The following is a 1,536-nucleotide window of genomic DNA, read 5'->3' as shown; positions in this document are numbered from 1 at the left end:
GCTGACTCTTATACACAAGTAGCGTCCTGAACGGAACCTTTCCCGTTTTCCAGGATCTGATCTTCCATGTGACCTCCTAACATGGTAACGTTCATGATAACTTCTGCTCTTCATCGTGCGGCCGACTGGGCTAAATCTGTGTTCTCTTCGGCGGCGCTGGGTGATCCTCGCCGTACTGCCCGCTTGGTTAACGTCGCCGCCCAATTGGCAAAATATTCTGGTAAATCAATAACCATCTCATCAGAGGGTAGTGAAGCCATGCAGGAAGGCGCTTACCGATTTATCCGCAATCCCAACGTTTCTGCCGAGGCGATCAGAAAGGCTGGCGCCATGCAAACAGTCAAGTTGGCTCAGGAGTTTCCCGAACTGCTGGCCATTGAGGACACCACCTCTTTGAGTTATCGCCACCAGGTCGCCGAAGAGCTTGGCAAGCTGGGCTCTATTCAGGATAAATCCCGCGGATGGTGGGTTCACTCCGTTCTCTTGCTCGAGGCCACCACATTCCGCACCGTAGGATTACTGCATCAGGAGTGGTGGATGCGCCCGGATGACCCTGCCGATGCGGATGAAAAGGAGAGTGGCAAATGGCTGGCAGCGGCCGCAACTAGCCGGTTACGCATGGGCAGCATGATGAGCAACGTGATTGCGGTCTGTGACCGCGAAGCCGATATTCATGCTTATCTGCAGGACAAACTGGCGCATAACGAGCGCTTCGTGGTGCGCTCCAAGCACCCACGCAAGGACGTAGAGTCTGGGTTGTATCTGTACGACCATCTGAAGAACCAACCGGAGTTGGGTGGCTATCAGATCAGCATTCCGCAAAAGGGCGTGGTGGATAAACGCGGTAAACGTAAAAATCGACCAGCCCGCAAGGCGAGCTTGAGCCTGCGCAGTGGGCGCATCACGCTAAAACAGGGGAATATCACGCTCAACGCGGTGCTGGCCGAGGAGATTAACCCGCCCAAGGGTGAGACCCCGTTGAAATGGTTGTTGCTGACCAGCGAACCGGTCGAGTCGCTAGCCCAAGCCTTGCGCGTCATCGACATTTATACCCATCGCTGGCGGATCGAGGAGTTCCATAAGGCATGGAAAACCGGAGCAGGAGCCGAGAGGCAACGCATGGAGGAGCCGGATAATCTGGAGCGGATGGTCTCGATCCTCTCGTTTGTTGCGGTCAGGCTGTTACAGCTCAGAGAAAGCTTCACGCTGCCGCAAGCACTCAGGGCGCAAGGGCTGCTAAAGGAAGCGGAACACGTAGAAAGCCAGTCCGCAGAAACGGTGCTGACCCCGGATGAATGTCAGCTACTGGGCTATCTGGACAAGGGAAAACGCAAGCGCAAAGAGAAAGCAGGTAGCTTGCAGTGGGCTTACATGGCGATAGCTAGACTGGGCGGTTTTATGGACAGCAAGCGAACCGGAATTGCCAGCTGGGGCGCCCTCTGGTAAGATTGGGAAGCCCTGCAAAGTAAACTGGATGGCTTTCTTGCCGCCAAGGATCTGATGGCGCAGGGGATCAAGATCTGATCAAGAGACAGG

Annotated in this window: 1 pseudogene; it reads left to right on the top strand. The window is 55.3% G+C overall.

Annotation, left to right across the window (positions count from 1 at the left end):
• Positions 1-93: 93 nt before the first annotated feature.
• Positions 94-1,524 (top strand): annotated as a pseudogene (locus FTU90_RS15895) (IS4-like element IS50R family transposase).
• The last annotated feature ends 12 nt before the right edge of the window (positions 1,525-1,536 follow it).

It is taken from the genome of Acinetobacter sp. YH12200, from assembly GCF_013418175.1.
Classification (GTDB): Bacteria; Pseudomonadota; Gammaproteobacteria; order Pseudomonadales; family Moraxellaceae; genus Acinetobacter; species Acinetobacter pseudolwoffii.
Note: the sequence above shows the minus strand (reverse complement) of the source record. Positions and strands in the feature narration are given on the sequence as shown.